The organism is Planotetraspora phitsanulokensis (assembly GCF_016863295.1).
GTDB lineage: Bacteria > Actinomycetota > Actinomycetes > Streptosporangiales > Streptosporangiaceae > Planotetraspora > Planotetraspora phitsanulokensis.
Map to the genome: position 1 here is coordinate 240,825 of NZ_BOOP01000008.1, position 15,584 is coordinate 256,408.

At 69.9% G+C, this 15,584-nt stretch carries 15 protein-coding genes; 10 read left to right on the top strand and 5 right to left on the bottom strand.

What is annotated here, in order from left to right; translation table 11 throughout:
* Positions 1-21 precede the first annotated feature (21 nt).
* Together greA and Pph01_RS10985 are read left to right on the top strand one after the other, a co-directional pair.
* Positions 22-522: a transcription elongation factor GreA gene (greA, locus tag Pph01_RS10980; protein ID WP_203943230.1), complete on the top strand. Its 501-nt coding sequence runs from the start codon at positions 22-24 to the stop codon at positions 520-522.
* 128 nt (positions 523-650) lie between these two features.
* Positions 651-1,913, top strand: a complete 1,263-nt coding sequence (locus Pph01_RS10985) for a C40 family peptidase (RefSeq protein WP_239116590.1) — start codon at positions 651-653, stop codon at positions 1,911-1,913.
* A gap of 4 nt (positions 1,914-1,917) precedes the next feature.
* On the opposite strand, the gene Pph01_RS10990 is transcribed toward Pph01_RS10985, so the two are convergent.
* Both Pph01_RS10990 and Pph01_RS10995 read right to left on the bottom strand, forming a co-directional pair.
* Positions 1,918-2,550 (bottom strand): acyl-CoA-like ligand-binding transcription factor, encoded by a 633-nt coding sequence (locus Pph01_RS10990; protein WP_204072915.1) that lies wholly within the window; start codon positions 2,548-2,550, stop codon positions 1,918-1,920.
* Positions 2,522-4,027 (bottom strand): MFS transporter, encoded by a 1,506-nt coding sequence (locus tag Pph01_RS10995; RefSeq protein WP_204072916.1) that lies wholly within the window; start codon positions 4,025-4,027, stop codon positions 2,522-2,524. Before Pph01_RS10995 ends, Pph01_RS10990 begins: the two co-directional genes overlap by 29 nt.
* 76 nt (positions 4,028-4,103) lie before the next feature.
* On the opposite strand from Pph01_RS10995, the gene abmR reads away from it, so the two are divergent.
* From abmR to phoH2, 8 genes are all read left to right on the top strand, one after another.
* On the top strand, positions 4,104-4,622 hold the full coding sequence (gene abmR, locus Pph01_RS11000) for an ATP-binding transcription factor AbmR (protein WP_204072917.1): 519 nt from the start codon (positions 4,104-4,106) through the stop codon (positions 4,620-4,622).
* A gap of 248 nt (positions 4,623-4,870) precedes the next feature.
* On the top strand, positions 4,871-6,772 hold the full coding sequence (locus tag Pph01_RS11005; RefSeq protein ID WP_204073090.1) for a phosphoenolpyruvate carboxykinase (GTP): 1,902 nt from the start codon (positions 4,871-4,873) through the stop codon (positions 6,770-6,772).
* Between the two features lie 126 nt (positions 6,773-6,898).
* On the top strand, positions 6,899-7,861 hold the full coding sequence (locus Pph01_RS11010) for a TIGR04222 domain-containing membrane protein (RefSeq protein ID WP_204072918.1): 963 nt from the start codon (positions 6,899-6,901) through the stop codon (positions 7,859-7,861).
* Between the two features lie 204 nt (positions 7,862-8,065).
* Positions 8,066-9,055 (top strand): TIGR04222 domain-containing membrane protein, encoded by a 990-nt coding sequence (locus Pph01_RS11015; protein ID WP_204072919.1) that lies wholly within the window; start codon positions 8,066-8,068, stop codon positions 9,053-9,055.
* Complete coding sequence (locus tag Pph01_RS11020) at positions 9,033-9,872, top strand: MbnB/TglH/ChrH family RiPP precursor modification enzyme (protein ID WP_239116591.1); 840 nt, start codon at positions 9,033-9,035, stop codon at positions 9,870-9,872. Before Pph01_RS11015 ends, Pph01_RS11020 begins: the two co-directional genes overlap by 23 nt.
* Positions 9,865-10,251, top strand: coding sequence for an SCO6045 C-terminal-like domain-containing protein (locus tag Pph01_RS11025; RefSeq protein ID WP_204072921.1), 387 nt, complete (start codon positions 9,865-9,867; stop codon positions 10,249-10,251). The genes Pph01_RS11020 and Pph01_RS11025 overlap by 8 nt, the downstream gene beginning before the upstream one ends.
* Positions 10,252-10,305: 54 nt before the next feature.
* Positions 10,306-11,067 (top strand): isoprenyl transferase, encoded by a 762-nt coding sequence (locus Pph01_RS11030; protein WP_204072922.1) that lies wholly within the window; start codon positions 10,306-10,308, stop codon positions 11,065-11,067.
* Between the two features lie 263 nt (positions 11,068-11,330).
* Complete coding sequence (phoH2, locus tag Pph01_RS11035) at positions 11,331-12,641, top strand: RNA 5'-3' helicase PhoH2 (protein ID WP_275412820.1); 1,311 nt, start codon at positions 11,331-11,333, stop codon at positions 12,639-12,641.
* 12 nt (positions 12,642-12,653) lie between these two features.
* Here phoH2 and Pph01_RS11040 read toward each other — a convergent pair whose 3' ends face one another.
* The 3 genes from Pph01_RS11040 to Pph01_RS11050 are packed head-to-tail and all read right to left on the bottom strand — an operon-like array spanning position 12,654 to position 15,300.
* The gene (locus Pph01_RS11040) at positions 12,654-13,202 is read right to left on the bottom strand and encodes a hypothetical protein (protein ID WP_204072923.1); all 549 of its coding nucleotides are present in this window, start codon (positions 13,200-13,202) and stop codon (positions 12,654-12,656) included.
* A complete protein-coding gene (locus tag Pph01_RS11045) occupies positions 13,199-14,629 on the bottom strand; it encodes an ATP-binding protein (protein WP_239116592.1) in 1,431 nt (476 codons plus the stop codon). Before Pph01_RS11045 ends, Pph01_RS11040 begins: the two co-directional genes overlap by 4 nt.
* On the bottom strand, positions 14,626-15,300 hold the full coding sequence (locus tag Pph01_RS11050) for a response regulator (protein ID WP_204072924.1): 675 nt from the start codon (positions 15,298-15,300) through the stop codon (positions 14,626-14,628). The genes Pph01_RS11045 and Pph01_RS11050 overlap by 4 nt, the downstream gene beginning before the upstream one ends.
* Between the last annotated feature and the right edge of the window lie 284 nt (positions 15,301-15,584).

Sequence of the window (15,584 nt, forward strand, 5' to 3'; positions counted from 1 at the left end):
TTACAGGAACAAGGAGAACCCGTGGCCGTCTCCCAGAACGAAAACGTCACCTGGCTGACGCAGGAGGCGTACGACCGCCTCAAGGAGGAGTACGAGTACCTTTCTGGCCCGGGTCGCACCGACATCGCCAAGAAGATCGAGGCCGCCCGGGAAGAGGGCGACCTCAAGGAGAACGGCGGCTACCACGCCGCCAAGGACGAGCAGGGCAAGATGGAGGCCCGAATCTTCCACCTCCGTCAGATCCTCGACAGCGCGAAGGTCGGCGAGGCTCCCCGCGCCGAAGGTGTCGTCGGTCCCGGGATGACCGTGACGGTGCGTTTCGGCGGGGACGACGAGGAGGTCACCTTCCTCCTGGCCTCCCGTGAGGAGAGCGGCGCACCCATCGACGTCTACTCGCCGAAGTCCCCCCTCGGGGCCGCCATCAACGGCAAGAAGATCGGCGACAAGGCCACGTACACGCTGCCCAACGGCCGGCAGAACACCGTGGAGATCCTCGAGGCCGTGCCGTACATCGGCAACTAGGACGACCGGAGCCGCAGGAAAGCGTCTCACCCCATATGCCGGGAGTCTCGCGGTAAAGGATTGCGAGATTCCCGGCTGTACGGCAGGCTCGGGATGGACCGGGCGTATTTGTCGAAAGGGGTGAGATCGTGCTCGATGGACGAGCGCGGCTCACCAAGGTCGTATCCGAGGTCCGGCAGGATCTCGCCTTCCGCCCCCGGATGCCCCGGCAGGACCCTCACCGCCGGATCCGCAATCTGCGCAGAACAGTGCCGTTGATCGCGGCGCTGCTGGCCTCCGTGCTGATCCTGGACGTCGTGGTCCTGGCCGAACTGACCGGCCGGGAGCCGGACAAGGCGGCCTTCCGCGAGCAGGCGCAGCCGGTGCGGGATCCGGGCGGGTTCGTCGCCGCCTCCGGACCCGCGGTGGCCCCGACGCCCGCGGTCGCCCCGCTCAAGAAGCTGATCCAGGCGCAACTGCTCGTGGTCGCCGACCATCCCCTCCCTCCGGAGGACGTGGCGGAGGCGCGCGACCAGAAGGGCGTGACCGGGGTCGAGGTCGTCGACGCCGCCGAGGTGCGGATGGACGGCAAGCGGGTCCAGACGTTGGGCGTCGAGCCGTCGACGTTCCGGCCGTACGCGCCGAAGTCGACCGCCAGGTCGGACGCGCTGTGGGCCAACATCGCCGCCGGTGACATGGCCGTGTCGTTCGATCTCGGCAAGGACGGGGGCCTCACGCTCGGCTCCATGGTGGACGGAGGCGGCCGGCAGTTACGCGTCGGGGCCTACGCGACCGTGGGGATGGGGTCCATCTCGGCCGTCGTGTCCCGGCAGACCGCCAGGTCGCTCGGCATTCCCGCCGGGAACGCCCTCGTCGTGAGCGCGCCGAAGGCCGACTCGCGGGCCCTGCGGGCCAAGCTGCTGAAGCTCCTGCCGAAGGGCAGCCAGGTGGCGACCATCAACCCGGTGGTCGTCGAGCGGCGTGGCCGTACGGCGTGGCCGACGACGTCGTTCATGTCCACGGATCAGATCCAGGTCGCGCTCCAGGCGGCCCAGGGCAAGCTCGGCCGGCCGTACGTGTGGGGTGCGGAGGGGCCGGACAGCTTCGACTGCTCGGGACTGGTGCAGTGGGCCTTCGCCCAGGCCGGGGTGCGGATGCCTAGGGTCGCGGACCAGCAGTGGGCGACCGGGCCGCAGGTCCCGCTGTCCCAGGTGAGACCGGGAGACCTGCTCTTCTGGCGCAACGACCCCACGAACCCCGGCTACATCTCGCACGTGGCGATCTACTGGGGCGACGGCAAGATGCTGGTTGCGCCCCACACCGGGGACGTCGTGAAGTTCCAGGCGGTCTACACGAAGAACCTGGCGGGCGTCGTCCGGGTGAGCCCGGCGGTCGCCCGGGGCGTGCGCTGACGGCTCAGATCGGCAGCCCGGCCTCGAGGTAGCCGATGGCCTCGTCGATGAGGTCGGGCAACGGCTCGGCGCCGTCCTGCTCGACCCACGAGAAGATCGCGGGCAGCATCGCCCCCATCACGGCGCCCACGAAGGTCCGTACGGCGGGGCTGTCCGGGTCGCGGTCGGACCGCTCGGCGACGGCCTGCGCGAGACCGTCGATCGTGGTGAACAAGCCCTCCGCGGTCCGCACGCGCACCGCGGGGACGCTGAGCGACAACTTGGCACGGTAGAGGGCCTGGGCGAGTTCCTCGGGCGCCAGCTCGCTGAACGCCGACCGGAACGCGGCCCGGACCGCCGACAGCGGAGCGAGGTCCGCCGGTTGCCGCAGGATCGCGGCGACGAGAAGGGGGTCGTAGTCGTCCTGGATGACCACGTCCTCCTTGGTGGGGAAGTAGCGGAAGAACGTGCTCGGCGAGATCTCGGCGGCCTCCGCGATCTGCTCGACCGTCGTGGCCTCGTAGCCGCGCTCGGCGAACAGTCGCAGGGCCTGCTCCTGGATGGTCCGCCGAGTCTTGGCCTTCTTGCGCTCACGGAGGCTCGTGGCCACGTGCTCCGAGGGGCCCGGATTACGGTCGGTGCGCGGCGGTGAGCTCATGCTCCGATTCTGCCGTCTCGCCGGCCTTCGGCGTACGGCCCGGCAGGAAGATCGCCATGAGGATCGCGGCGAGAACGGCGGTCAGCCCGCAGGCGAGCAGGACCTGGTCCATCCCGGTGACGAACGCCTGCCGGGCCGCCTGGAGGAGAGGTCCGTCGCCGGCGGCAAGGGCGCCGATGATCGAGTCCTTCGCCATCTGGGGTGCGTCCTCGGGAAGGCCGTCCACGTAGGCCGCCGACAGCAGGCTGCCGAGCACGGCCACGCCCAGCGTGCCGCCGACCTGACGCATGGTCTGCAACGTGGCGGATCCCGAGCCTGAGCGCTCCTCGGGCAGCGTGGCCAGCACGCCGTCCATGGCGGGCACCATCGCCAGCCCCACGCCGACGCCGATGACGGACAGCCAGAGGGCGACGTACCCGTAGCCCGTCGTCGCCGTGGTCATCGTGCCGAGGCCGAAGCCCCCGGCCAGCACCAGCAGGCCGGCGGCCATCATCGCCCGGAGCCCGAACCGCCGCATCAGCCGCTCACCCGTCAGGCCGCCGGCCATGAGCCCGGCCACCATGGGAAGCACGCGGATTCCGGTGCCGAAGGCGTCGTGCCCGAGGACGGCCTGCAGGTGCTGCGGGACGACGAACAGCACGCCCGTCATGCCCAGGCTGATGAAGGTCGCACCGATCGCGCCCCAGACGAACACGCGGTCGCCGAACAGGCCGAGGCCGATCATGGGTTGGCGGGTGCGGGTCTCCACCAGGACGAACGCCCCGAGAAGCACGATCCCCGCCCCGAGCGCGGCCACCACCCGGCCGTCGCCCCAGCCGTCCGCGGGCGCCTGGATGATCCCGTACACGAGCGCGCCGAGACCGGTCACCGACAGCAGGCTTCCGGGCACGTCCAGACGGGGGGAGGAGGGATCGCGCGACTCGGGGAGCAGCATGGCCGCAGCCAGGAAGGCGAGGACCACGACGGGGATGTTGATCAGGAAGATCGAGCCCCACCAGAAGTGGTCGAGCAGGTAACCGCCCACGATCGGCCCGAGAGGCAGGCCGAGGGCCATGGCCGCGGTGAAGGCGGCGATGGCCCGGCCGCGCTCCGCCGGCGGGAAGATCACCGGCAGGATCGAGGTGGACAGCGGCATGATCACCGCGGCGCCGGCTCCCATGAGCGCCCGCGCGGCGATCAGTGTGCCGATGCCGTCGGCCATCGTCGCGATGACCGAGGCGACGGCGAAGACGGCGAGGCCTCCCAGGAGCAGACGCTTGCGGCCGAACCGGTCGCCGAACGCGCCCGCCGGGAGCATCAGGGCCGCGAACAACACCATGTACGCGTCGACGATCCACTGCAGATCGCCGGTGCTCGCGCCGAGGTCGGCGGCGAGGGTGGGGAGGGCCACGTTGAGGACGGTCGCGTCCAACCCGATGACCAGCACGCTGAGCACGAGCGCGCCGAGCGCCCACCAACGAGAACTGAGAGTCGACATGATTTGATAGTAGCTATCAAAAACGAGTCACTGTCAACGCTTGGCCGGTAGCCAGGCAGGTTGTAATCTTCATTACATGGATGCAGAAGAACAGCTGCGAGGCTGGTTCGCAGGGCGCCTCCCGGAGGGCTGGTTCTCCGAACGGCCTGCGATCGTGCTCGACCGTGAGGAGATCACGGTCATCGGCGCCCTTCCGCCGCTCACCGTGACGGAGGGCCTGCCCGACGTGGAGCGGGCGGCGGCGGTCGAGGGGTACGTCGAGCGGTTTCGCGAGGAGACCCGCGAGCGCCGCATGGAGATCGCCCGTGAGGCGGAGCACCGCTTCCGGAAGAAGGTCTCCTGGGGGGTGACGGTCGGCGGCGAGACAGTGATGTTCACCACTCTCTCCGTGCCGGTCATGACCCGCCTGCGCCAGGCCGAACGGCAGGTGCTCGACACACTCGTCGCGGCGGGAGTGGCGCGCAGTCGCAGTGACGCGCTCGCCTGGTGCGTCAGGCTCGTGGGCAAACACACCGACACCTGGCTCGCTGACCTGCGCGACGCCCTCCAGCACGTGGACCGCGTCCGTTCCGAAGGCCCCGGTCTGGTGGACTGAACCAATTGGCCGAATGGCCTAGACCATTCATATTGGCCTATACCAATGTGTAAGACGCGGGAGGCGGGTAAGGAAAACGGGACGTTTCTTCGGAAGTGGCCCGCATGGGTGTGTTCCCATGCAGCATCACCCCCTCTGCCTGGCACAACGTCGAGCCGGGCGGAGGAGATGACGAATATCGCGAATTTAACGGCGTGGAAACTCGATGGTCTACGCCAATTGGCTTCGCCGGCTATTCGTCGTTGATGATGATTTGGCCCCGCGACAAGAGGAGCCATCCCGTGTCAGTTTCAGTAGAGGTTTCGAATCCGACCACCCATGCGGAGCTCGCCGCGTGGGTCGCGGAGATCGCCGAGTTGACCCAGCCCGACCGGATCGAATGGTGCGACGGTTCCGAGGCCGAATGGACCCGCCTCACCAACCTGCTCGTCGAGCAGGGCACCTTCACCCGGCTCAGCCAACGGATCAACAGCTTCTACGCCGCCTCCGACCCCAGCGACGTGGCCCGGGTCGAGGACCGCACGTTCATCTGCTCGGAGCGTGCCGAGGACGCGGGACCGACCAACAACTGGATCGCGCCCGACGAGATGCGGCGGACCTTCGCCGGCCTCTTCAGGGGCTGCATGCGCGGCCGGACCATGTACGTCGTGCCGTTCTGCATGGGACCCCTGGGCGGGAACATCTCGCAACTGGGCGTCGAGATCACCGACTCGCCGTACGTGGTGGTGTCGATGCGGATCATGACGCGGATGGGTGAGGACGCGCTGCGCCTCATCGAAGAACGCGGAGCGGCGCGACAGGCCCGAGAGAGCGAGGGACGAGCCAACGAGGGTCTGAGCAAGCGCGACCATGGGCACGACGACTACGTCAAGGCCGTCCACTCCGTGGGCGCGCCGCTGGCGCCGGGGCAGCAGGACGTTCCCTGGCCGTGCAGCCAGACGAAGTACATCAGCCACTTCCCCGAGACCCGTGAGATCTGGTCGTACGGTTCCGGGTACGGCGGCAACGCGCTGCTCGGGAAGAAGTGCTACGCGCTGCGCATCGCCAGCGTGATGGCCAGGGACGAGGGCTGGCTGGCCGAGCACATGCTCATCCTCAAGCTCACCCCGCCCGAGGGAGAGGCCCGCTACGTGGCCGCGGCGTTCCCCTCGGCCTGCGGCAAGACCAACCTCGCAATGCTCCGGCCGACGATCCCCGGCTGGAAGGTCGAGACGATCGGCGACGACATCGCCTGGATGCGCTTCGGCCCCGACGGGCGGCTGTACGCGATCAATCCCGAGGCCGGCTTCTTCGGCGTCGCCCCGGGCACGGGGGAGAGCACGAACGCCAACGCGGTCGAGACCCTCTGGGGCAACAGCATCTTCACCAACGTCGCGCTCACCGACGACGGCGACGTCTGGTGGGAGGGCCTCACCGACGAGCCGCCCGCCCACCTCACCGACTGGAAGGGCCGTTCCTGGACGCCGGACTCCGGCGAGCCCGCCGCGCATCCGAACGCGCGGTTCACCACTCCCGCCGGGCAGTGCCCGACGATCGCGTCCGAATGGCAGGACCCGGCCGGTGTGCCGATCTCGGCGATCCTGTTCGGCGGCCGCAGGGCCACCGCGGTCCCGCTCGTCACCGAGTCGCTGAGCTGGCAGCACGGGGTCTTCCTCGGCGCCAACGTGGCATCGGAGAAGACCGCCGCCGCCGAGGGCAAGGTCGGCGAGCTGCGCCGCGACCCCTTCGCCATGTTGCCGTTCTGCGGCTACAACATGGGCGACTACTTCGCCCACTGGCTCAAGGTCGGCGAGGCCGCCGACGCGGCGAAGCTGCCGCGGATCTACTACGTCAACTGGTTCCGCAAGGACGCCGAGGGCCGGTTCGTGTGGCCGGGCTTCGGTGAGAACAGCCGCGTGCTGAAGTGGATCGTCGACCGCCTGAACGGCCAGGCGGAGGCCGTGCCGTCCCCGATCGGGAACCTCCCGGCCGAGCTCGACACCGAGGGTCTGGACATCTCCGAGGAGCACCTGCGGCTCCTGCTGACCGTCGACCCCGAGGTCTGGCGCGAGGAGGCGTCGCTCATCCCGGCGCACTTCGAGACCTTCGGCGACCACATGCCCGAGCAGTTGTGGGCCGAGTACGACGCCCTGGTGAAACGACTCGGCTGATCCTGTACGGCTTGCGCCACGGATGCGAAGATTCTGGGGAATCGAGCGTCCAATCAGTAGACGAGGCGCAAGCCGTACTACAGCCGCCGTGGCGTGACGCGCCTCCTCCTCCCCCAGGAGGTCGACATGGAGTACGTGCTCCTCGTCGTCGCCGCCGTGATCGCCGGATTCACCTCGTTCGTCGTAGGGACCATGCCGGCCGGCTCCGGCGAGGGGGACGGCGCCGGAGACTCCGGCAGGGGTGGGCTTGATCCGTACGAGCTGGCCTACCTCGCCGACGGTCCGCACCGCGTGGTCGACACGGCGATCGTCGTGCTCATGGACAGGGAGCTGATCCGGATCTCGCGGGGAGGCCGCGTCCACTTCGTGTCCGGGGCGGCCCGGGTCTCCGACGACGCCGTCGAGCAGGCCGTCCTCGCGTCGGTCTCCGGCCGCCCCGGGGTGAGGTCGGCCCAGCTCCGCCGGGATCTTCCGGTGAGCCCTGCGATGACCGGCCTCAAGTCGCGCCTGGTCGCCAAGGGTCTGCTGCTCTCGGACGGGACTGTGGACAAGCGCCGACTGGAGGCCGGCGTGCTGACGGGGTTCATCGTGTTCGAGTGCCTCGTCGTCGCGCTTGCGCTACTGGTGCAGGTCATCGGTCTCGTCTCCTGGAGCGTGCCGTCCGTGGCGGCGGTGATCGTGAATGTCCTGGCGGCCCTGTACGGCATCCGCGTCCGCCGGCGCCACGCGCTCCAGATGACGAGCGTGCTCACCCCGGAAGGACAGCGAGCCGTGCAGGACGCCCGGGCCCGTACGGCGCCCTCCTCCGCGTCGCGCGAGCCGTCGCAGCGGACGGCGGGACGGCGGGCCCGCGCCGACGTGGCGAGACGCCCCGCCGGCGCCGCCCTGGCGGTCGGCGTGGCGATCTACGGGCTGGGGGCGCTGCCGGATCGGGGGATCGCGCAGCAGATCGCGACCGAGGTCGATCGCGATGACGCGCGGGAGAAGGGGCAGGACACCGGCCCCGCGGCCGGAGGCGGGGGCGCCACGCCGGGGTGCGGCGGCTGCGGCGGCGGGTGCGGGGGAGGCTGCGGCGGATGCGGAGGCTGAGATCCCGCCACACGGCGATCGGGGGCGGCCCGCCGTCGATCCCGCAGGGCGTGTGCGCCCCGCCGCCGATGCCGTACAGGCGTGCGCCCCGGGGGGAAACTTCCGGCGATTCCCGCGCGTCTAATCAGGTGGACGGGGCGCGAGCCGAACGGCCGGCAGGGCAGTGGTGAAGCGCTTCCTCCTCTCCCCCCAAGGAGGGCGTTCATGGAGTACGCACTTCTCGTCGTCGCGATCGTCGTCGCGGTCCTCGCCAGGAACGCGGCGTCGGCCTTCACCCGGGAGCACCGCAGGATCCGGTCGGTCTCCGGCTTCAGCCGGGACGATCTCACCCACTACGAACTCGCCTATCTCGCGGGCGGCCCGCGTCGTGTGATCAACACGGCGATCGCGCTGCTCGTGGAGCGGGAACTCGTCCGCGTCGCGCGGGGAGGCCGCGTCACCGTCGTCGCCGGGACCGCTCCGCCCGCGAACGGAGTCGAGCGGGCCGTGCTGGACCTGGCCGCCGTGCCGGGAGGGCGCTCGGCGTCGGAGATCCGCCACGAGGTCGCCGGCGGCGCGGCGATGACCGACATCAAGCTGCGACTGATCGCCCGAGGGCTTCTCCTCCCGGACGGCGCGCTCAACGGCCCGAGCGCGATCAACACCAGGTTGGGGTTCCTGGTCGCCCTCGCCTTCGTGGTCACGGCCGTCTCCATCGTGTTTCCGCTCGCGGGCCTCGTCCCGTGGAACCCGTCCTCCGTCGGTGCGCTGCTCGTGGCAGGCGTCACCGCCGTGTCCGGGCTGCGCGCCCACCGCCGTTACTCGAGGTCGCTGCCGGGTCTTCTCACCACGAGCGGGCACGAGGCCCTCCAGACCGCGCAGGTGCGGAACGCGCGCACACGGGCCGAGCCGGCCTCCGTCATGGCGGACGGCGCGCTCTACACCGGCGTGGCGGGCGGCGTCGCCCTCTACGGCCTGGGTGAGATGCCCGATCAGACCGTCGCGACCGAAATCGACCAAGAACGCGATCACGGCGGAGGAGGTGCCGGCGGCTGCGCGTCGGGGAGTTGCGGAGGCGGCTCCTCGGACTGGGGGACCGGATCCGTCGGGTCCGACCACGGCGGCGGCCATTCGTGCGGTGGTCATTCCGGCTGCGGGGGCGGTTCGAGTTGCGGCGGAGGAGGGTGCGGCGGTGGCTGCGGAGGCGGAAGCTGAGCGGGCCGAGCTGGGAGTCGGCATCGGGTGGCGCTCGGAGATCGACCTGACCGTCGAGCGGATGGACGTCGACTTCGTCGAGGTGATCGCGGAGAACGTCGACCCCGCCCGGCTGCCGGAGTCGCTCGCCCTGCTGCGCGCACGAGGCGTCCCGGTCATCCCGCACGGCGTGGCCCTCGGGATCGGCGGCGCGGACCGGCCCGACCCGGCGCGCCTCGCGCACCTGGCCGCCTGCGCGGAGGCGCTGGAGGCGCCGCTCGTGAGCGAGCACCTGGCGTTCGTCCGCGAGGGCGACGTGGAGGCGGGCCACCTGCTGCCCGTTCCCCGCACCCGTGAAGCCCTGTCCGTCATCGCGGAGAACGTACGGCTCGCGCAGGCCGCCCTCCCCGTGCCTCTCGCGCTGGAGAACGTGGCCGCGCTGTTCGGCTGGCCGGAGGACGAGCTGACCGAGGCGGAGTTCCTCGGTGAACTGGTCGAGCGGACCGGGGTGAAACTGCTCGTCGACGTGGCGAACCTGTACACAAACCAGGTCAACCTCGGGTTGGACGCCAGGGATGCCCTCGACGGGCTTCCGCTCGGCGAGCTGGCCTACGTCCACGTGGCCGGCGGTCACCTCCACGGCGACGTCTGGCACGACACCCACACCGCCTCCGCCCCGGAGGCGGTGCTCGACATCCTGGCGGACCTGTGCGGCCGGGTGCGGCCCCCCGGAGTCCTGCTCGAATGGGACGACGACTATCCGAGCGACCGGGCCATCGCGGCAGAGCTGGACCGCATCCGCGCCGCCATGGCGCGTGGCCGGGCCGCGCGTGGCTGAGCGGGGGCCCGTGCCGTACGCGGGGGGTGGGAGCGACCGCGGGTCGGCGGACGCGGCGCGAGAGTCTCTGCGGGCCTCCCAGGCGGCCCTGCTGGCCGCCCTGGTGGCCGGAGGCGGGGTGCCCGACGGGTTCGACCGCGAGCGCGTCAGGATTCAGGCACACAGCCTCGTCGCCAAACGGCGGGGACTCGTCGCCCGTAGGCGGCCCGACCTGGTCATGTCACTCGGCCCGGATTTCGCCGGGAAGTTCGCGGCCTACGCCGCCGGCCGTCCCAAGCCCGCCGGAGGCTCGCAGGCCGACGCGAGGAGCTTCGCCGAGTGGCTGGGAGCACAGGAGGGCCCGTCCCAGGGGGACGGGCATGGCGCGTCTACTCCATGAGTCCCGCGATAATTGCCTCACCGAGGCTCCCAGGTCGCGAAGGAAGAGGACTTCATGGGCGTGCGCGATCTCGTGTACAAGCTGTACGAGCGCAGGCTCGAGCGCAAGCTCTCCTCGGACCAGATTCCCCGGCACGTCGGCGTCATCGTCGACGGCAACCGGCGCTGGGCCCGGGCCATGGGGCTGCGCGACGTCAGCCACGGCCACCAGAAGGGCGCCGACAAGATCTCGGAACTTCTGGTGTGGTGCCGGGAGGCCGGTGTCGAATACGTGACACTGTGGTTGCTCTCCACCGACAACCTTTCCAGAGACCAGGCCGAGCTGGGGCCGTTGCTTCAGGTCATCGAGGGTCTCGTGCAGGACATCGTCGACCAGGGATGGCACGTCTCGCCGATGGGGTCGCTCGACCTGCTGCCCGATCACACGGCTCGTGTCCTCAAAGATGCAAAAGAAACCACATCGCATCGTCCCGGGCTGATTGTGAACGTTGCGGTTGGGTATGGAGGAAGGCGTGAGATCGCTGATGCGGTGCGCTCCCTCCTCCAGGAGCACGCAAGCAAGGGCGCGAGCATCGAAGACCTCGTCGAGGTCCTCGATGTCGAGCACATCGCGGAGCATCTCTACACGCGCGGTCTTCCCGATCCGGACCTCGTCATCCGGACGTCGGGAGAGCAGCGGCTGTCCGGATTCCTGCTCTGGCAGAGCGCCCACTCCGAGTTCTACTTCTGCGAGGCCTACTGGCCTGACTTCCGCAGAGTCGACTTCCTGCGGGCACTCCGCTCCTACGCCGCGCGTAACCGGCGGTACGGCTCTTAGGCCGCCGAGATCATTCCAAACGGTACATGAACTGCCTCTTTCGGACAGCGCCCAAGTATTGGGTCGGGGGGTTTCATTACGTACCGTGGTAGGTGAGCCGCCATCGACCTGGTCGATGGCTCTTACCTGGGGAGAGGGCCCGTCCTTGCGTCACGACCTTGCGAGGCGGGCTGGAGTCCCGACCCGCTTCGGCAGGTCACGGGCCCGGTCCGTTCACCACCAGTCAAGGCAGGGCGCCGTCTTCGGTGCCCGGGGGAGAACGCGTGGCAGTGTCCTCGAACAACCCGTCCGCATCCCGCACCTACGTTCTGGACACCTCGGTCCTGCTCGCTGACCCGGCGGCGATGAGCCGCTTCGACGAGCACGAGGTCGTCCTCCCGATCGTTGTCGTCACCGAGCTGGAGGCCAAGCGGCACCACCCCGAGTTGGGGTACTTCGCCCGCGAGGCCCTCCGCTTCCTCGACGACCTTCGGGTGCGGCACGGGCGGCTGGATGAGCCGATGCCGATCGGCGTCGGGACCATCCGGGTCGAGCTCAACCATAGTGATCCATCCGTCCTTCCCGCCGGCTTCCGCCTCGGGGACAACGACACCCGCATCCTCACGGTCGCGCAGAACCTCGCGGCCGAGGGCCGCGACGTCGTCCTCGTGTCGAAGGACCTCCCGATGCGGGTGAAGGCCGCCTCCATCGGGCTGGCCGCCGAGGAGTACCGCGCGGGGATGGTGGTCGAGTCGGGCTGGACCGGCATGTCCGAGCTCCAGGTCACGACCGACGAGGTCGAGACCCTCTTCGAGAACGGCACCGCGGACCTGGAGGAAGCTCGCGAGATGCCCTGCCACACCGGCCTGCGCCTGCTGTCGAGCCGCGGCTCCGCGCTCGGCCGGGTCCTGCCGGACAAGTCCGTACGGCTGGTCAGGGGCGACCGGGAGGTCTTCGGCCTGCACGGCCGCTCCGCCGAGCAGCGGATCGCCCTCGACCTGCTCATGGACCCCGAGGTCGGCATCGTCTCCCTGGGCGGTCGCGCGGGCACCGGCAAGTCGGCGCTCGCCCTGTGCGCGGGTCTGGAGGCCGTGCTCGAACGCCGCCAGCACCGCAAGGTCATCGTCTTCCGCCCGCTCTACGCCGTGGGCGGCCAGGAACTCGGCTACCTGCCCGGTTCGGAGAACGAGAAGATGGGCCCGTGGGCGCAGGCCGTCTTCGACACCCTCGGCGCGGTGACGACGCCCGAGGTCATCGAGGAGGTCCTCGACCGCGGCATGCTCGAGGTGCTGCCCCTGACCCACATCCGAGGCCGCTCGCTCCACGACGCGTTCGTCATCGTGGACGAGGCGCAGTCGCTGGAGCGGGGTGTGCTGCTGACCGTGCTGTCGCGGATCGGCGCCAACTCCCGCGTGGTGCTCACCCACGACATCGCCCAGCGCGACAACCTGCGCGTGGGCCGGCACGACGGCGTCGTGGCGGTCGTGGAGAAGCTCAAGGGACACCCGCTGTTCGCGCACATCACTCTCACCAGGTCGGAACGGTCCCCCATCGCCGCGCTGGTGACCGAGATGCTGGAGAACATCGCCGTCTGACCCCGGCGGACGTCACGGGGGGAGATGGCCGTTCCTCGGGGCCAGATCCCAGTACTCCCGGCACGTGTGGACCTTCAGGTGTCCCGTGTCGCCGGGAGTACCGTGCGCGATCTCCACGGCCCAGACCTCTGAGCGCAGCCGTGCCGTACAGGTGATCTGGGCCATGGCGATCCTGGATATCCGCCGGCCGCTGACGAACACGCGCATCCGCAGCGTGATGGTGTTGTCGGGATCGTTGCGGCTGCTCGCGTCGGGCTCGTAACGGACCAGCTGCACCTCCGCGAGGTGGAGCTCGTCCAGTGCCGTGGTCAGCCGTTCCGTGGGTTCGGCGTCCGCCTTGAACAGGGTGGCCATCAAGTCGCTGACATGCGGGGAGCCCACGGCGACGCTCGTCAGCTGGAGCCGCCCGTCGCGGACGAGATAGATCCTGGTGAGGCTCGCCCCCCCGCGCGCGATGGGGGCGGGGCCGGTGTCGACGACGCCCGTGGGCGGCACGCCGCACCCCGCGGCGGCGAGCAACGCGACCAGGAGCGCGAGGCCGCTCCGCCAGACCCGCCTCATGACCGGGGGATCCTGAGACGGAACAGGGTGCCGGGCTCGCGTCGCTCCGCGGTGATGGTGCCGTTGTGCAACTCCGCGTTGGCCTTGGCGATCGCGAGCCCGAGACCGCTGCCTACGCTTCTGGCCCGGTCGGACCCGGCCTTGAAGAACCTGTCGAACACGTGCGGCAGCGCCTGCTCGGGAATGCCCTTGCCGTGGTCGCGCACGGTCACCTCCAGTCCTTGCCTGTCGACGCGGGCCTGGACCTGCACGGGCGGTGAGCCGTGCTGGAGCGCGTTGCCCACGAGGTTGGCCACGATCACGTCGAACCGGCGCGGGTCCAGGGAGAACATCAGGCCGACGGGCATGGTGAGCTTCACCTGGTCGGCCCAGCCGCGCATCTCCAGGGAGTCGGCCAGGCAGTCGCCCACATCGACGCGTTCCTGCCGCAGCACGGCGGCGCCGGAGTCGAAACGGCTGATCTCGATCAGGTGCTCCACCAGCACGCGGAGTCTGTCGATCTCGCGGACCACGATGAGCATCGCCTCGCCCGCGTCGTCGGGCAGCCGCGCGGCGTCCTCGGTGAGCATGTCTGTCACGGCCGTCATGGCGGTCAGCGGGGTGCGGAGCTCGTGGGAGACGTCGGCGACGAAGCGGCGGGACAACGACTCCAGCGTGCGCAGTTCCGAGACCGTGTGCTCCAGGGCGGCGGCCGTCTCGTTGAACGTCGCGGTGAGCTCCGCGAGCTCGTCCTTGCCCCGTACGGGAAGTCTGACGTGCAGCTCGCCGGCTCCCAGCGCCCGGGCGGCCACGCCGAGTCTCCGCACGGGCAGCAGCACCCGCCGGGCCGACACCAGCGCGACCGTCAACGCGATCGTCAGCGTGATGCCTCCCGCCTGCGCCAGGGCGGTGCGGAGGCGGAACAGGACGCCCTCCTCCTCGGCCAGGGAGACGAAGACGTACGCGGTGAGCCCCGTGGCCCGCTGGGCGCCGCTCTGGTTGACCCGCTGGATCTGGGTCGCCACGAGCAGCCACGGCTGGTTCTCGATGCGCAGGCGCTGGTAGACGAGCCTCCTGCCGGACTGCCACCTGAGCTGGTCGGGGACGTCGTTCATCGTGAAGCGGCCGCCCGGGCTCGTGTGCTGGAGGTCTCCGTACGTCATGATCACCGAGCGGCCGGGGCCGCTCAGCGCGTTGACCAGGCCGGCCAGGTCGTCGTCGGTGACGGTGCTGTCGCTCGGCCACACGACGTCGCTGGCGCCGACGGGCAGGGTGATCGTGGAGAGCGTGTCGCGCACGTCGGCGACGGCGGCCCGCTCGGCGCGGTCCAGCAGTTCCCTCCGGACGAGCTGGTAGCCGAGCCCCGCGACCATGGCGGACGCCGTCACCGCCACCAGGAGGAAGGTGATCACGAGCCGGGCCCGGAGCCCGGTCGGCACCCAGGTCACGGCGGGGAGAAGCGGTACCCGAATCCGCGGACCGTGTGGATGAAGACCGGGTCGGCGGGCACCGGCTCGATCTTGGCCCGGATCCGCTGCACGCACGCGTCGACCAGACGCGAGTCCGCGACGTGGGTGTGGTCCCAGACGGCGCGCAGCAGGTAGCGGCGGTTGAGCACCTGGCCGGGATGGCGGACGAGCTCGAGCAGCAGGCGCAGCTCGGTGGGGGTGAGGTGGATCTCGCGGCCGTCCAGGCTGATCTTGAGCGCGCCCCGGTCGATCACCAGGTCGCCGAAGCTGACCCGGTCGGCGGACGCGGACTCGAGCCGCCGGAGGATCGCTCGGATGCGGGCGTCGAGGACGCGCGGCTCGACGGGCTTGACCACGTAGTCGTCGGCGCCCGCCTCCAGTCCCACGACCACGTCGAGGTCGTCCCCCCGCGCGGTCAGCAGGATGATGGGCAGCGAGTCGATCTTGCGGATGCGACGGCAGACCTCCACACCGTCGATGCCGGGGAGCATCACGTCGAGGATGACGATCTCGGGCCTGCGCGCCCGGACGTGGTCGAGAGCCTCCTCACCCGACGCGTACGTCGTCACCGAATGGCCCTGGCGGGTGAGCGCCAGTTCGAGCCCGGTGCGGACGGAGGGGTCGTCTTCGACGAGGAGGATGCCTGCCACGCGGTCATTATGGTTCGGTCCGGACGTTCTCCCATCTTCGACATGAAACTGTGACATCGGGCGCACATGATCCACAAAAAAGGAGGGGAGAGTGGCACGGGCTTCCCGTTGAGTGTGCTGTGGAAGGATTTACGGGTGATGTGACCAAAATCACATTTCTATGGAAAGTCCATGTAGCAGGCGGGTTAGGTCAAGAGAACACCAACTGTGTTTCACGATTAGGTGCGCAACACCCCCCAAGACAGGGCAAGCTCAGGTGCCGTGAGCTCTGGTCAGCAGCTGAG

What these genes read in the sequence shown, in the direction of transcription:
- abmR (WP_204072917.1), top strand. Translation starts at nt 4,104, where the DNA reads ATGGATGCAGAAGAACAGCTGCGAGGCTGGTTCGCAGGGCGCCTCCCG.
- Pph01_RS11030 (WP_204072922.1), top strand. Translation starts at nt 10,306, where the DNA reads ATGGGCGTGCGCGATCTCGTGTACAAGCTGTACGAGCGCAGGCTCGAG.
- Pph01_RS10990 (WP_204072915.1), bottom strand. Translation starts at nt 2,550, where the DNA reads ATGAGCTCACCGCCGCGCACCGACCGTAATCCGGGCCCCTCGGAGCAC.
- Pph01_RS11005 (WP_204073090.1), top strand. Translation starts at nt 4,871, where the DNA reads ATGATTTGGCCCCGCGACAAGAGGAGCCATCCCGTGTCAGTTTCAGTA.
- Pph01_RS11015 (WP_204072919.1), top strand. Translation starts at nt 8,066, where the DNA reads ATGGAGTACGCACTTCTCGTCGTCGCGATCGTCGTCGCGGTCCTCGCC.
- Pph01_RS11040 (WP_204072923.1), bottom strand. Translation starts at nt 13,202, where the DNA reads ATGAGGCGGGTCTGGCGGAGCGGCCTCGCGCTCCTGGTCGCGTTGCTC.
- Pph01_RS11010 (WP_204072918.1), top strand. Translation starts at nt 6,899, where the DNA reads ATGGAGTACGTGCTCCTCGTCGTCGCCGCCGTGATCGCCGGATTCACC.
- Pph01_RS10995 (WP_204072916.1), bottom strand. Translation starts at nt 4,027, where the DNA reads ATGTCGACTCTCAGTTCTCGTTGGTGGGCGCTCGGCGCGCTCGTGCTC.